The organism is Fulvimarina thalattae, assembly GCF_040239565.1.
In the GTDB taxonomy this organism is placed as follows: domain Bacteria; phylum Pseudomonadota; class Alphaproteobacteria; order Rhizobiales; family Rhizobiaceae; genus Fulvimarina.
The window spans coordinates 1-1,400 of the sequence record NZ_JBEHWS010000059.1 but is presented as its reverse complement, the minus strand read 5'-3'; the positions used below and the strand labels follow the sequence as shown (position 1 = coordinate 1,400).

The 1,400-nt window shown below is 58.9% G+C and carries 1 protein-coding gene and 1 pseudogene; both read left to right on the top strand.

Features of this window, described 5'->3' with window-relative positions:
- Positions 1-141 (top strand): annotated as a pseudogene (locus ABRA89_RS20360) (IS5/IS1182 family transposase); the annotation flags it as partial.
- A 42-nt stretch (positions 142-183) separates the two neighbouring features.
- The gene (locus ABRA89_RS20355) at positions 184-1,164 is read left to right on the top strand and encodes a type VI immunity family protein (RefSeq protein WP_349943329.1); all 981 of its coding nucleotides are present in this window, start codon (positions 184-186) and stop codon (positions 1,162-1,164) included.
- Positions 1,165-1,400 lie beyond the last annotated feature (236 nt).

Sequence of the window (1,400 nt, the reverse complement as noted above, 5' to 3'; positions counted from 1 at the left end):
TATCGGCAGAGAAATCTCGTCGAGCGCTTCTTCAATCGTCTCAAACAGTTGCGGGGCATCGCTACCCGCTATGACAAACGCGCCGACAACTACCTCGCTGGCATCAAACTCGCCGCTACGCGCCTATGGATCAATCCGTAATGAGTCCACGCCCGTGTGGAAATGCGTTGCAGGAACGCCGTGATGACAGAGCTGACCCCCGATCTCGAACTCATCCTTGGCCTCGACGATCTCTTCATCACTCACGAAAGGACGGGAAATGCCCTGTGGCGCGGCGGGGCGTTTCTGGAGCTTTTCTTTCCCGACGGGCACACCCTTGAGCAACGCCGGAACATGATCGCCATCTGGGAGGAGTATTTCGGGATTTTCCGGGACAAGATGAGCCATTATCTTGAAAACGACGGAAGACGATCCAAGCGGATCGAAGCCGGCACGTTTCCAGAGCACTTTCGCGACGTGGTGGCCTCGCTCGGCGAGGATCAGTGGTTCGACGGACGCTTGTACGGCTATATGAACGAGATCCGTCCGGGTGATCCGACGCACCATGTGATCGGTGGCGGCGCCAGAGGCACGATCGGGAAACCGAGACCTTCAACCATCAGCACCTATCTCCCGTCACGCTGGCTGATCGAGCACCGCGAGGCCTATATCGAAGCCGTGCTGCGATGGTGCAGCCGCATCAAGCCGCTGCATGGAATGAGTGGGCTTTCCATGGTGCGCGATATGAACTCGCCGCCCTATTCGATGCGCGATACGAGGGCGTTTCCGTTCCTCAAGCGGTTTCCCGGGCTTGATTACATGGATACAGCCCAGTTCAACCTAGTTACAGGTGGCGCGCGGGGCATTCGCGGCGTCAATTGGCTCACCATTCTCGGCGAGACCTATGTCGATGAACTCGGTGGCGAAGCGGCGATCACGATGGGGCTCGGATCGCAGGCGGAGATCACGGTTCACCGCTTTAACGGCGGTGTGCTGATCCGCTCGGGCGATCTGCCGAGCCTCGGAGACGTCAATGCCGGCCGCTTCCCTGAGGCTTATCGCCCCGCCGCCGGGCTGGTGAAACCGATCCGTTTCGAAGACTACTCCCGAAAAGGTTATTTCCGCGTGCCTCCCCCGCTCGATGAGGTGGACGAAACGCTGAAATGGGTTCGACGCTTCGACTGAGGTTAGTGCCTCGAGAAAGAGGCGGAAAGCCGCGCCCACAACTGGTTGGCCTTGTGACACAAAAATCTCAACGGCTGGGTGCGCTCGACCATGCCGGATGTGTGCAAGGCACCTGGACACCTCGAAGAACCGCGATTTCCGACGGACGAAGGCAGCTTGAATGTCGTTTCGGGATTGCGAGTGGTCTGAGGCGCCGCATTTCCATGGTTCTCGCGTTTACGGACCGCTTTTCAGCC

Excerpts from the sequence above, each read along its gene's own strand:
- ABRA89_RS20355 (WP_349943329.1), top strand. The coding sequence starts at position 184 with ATGACAGAGCTGACCCCCGATCTCGAACTCATCCTTGGCCTCGACGAT.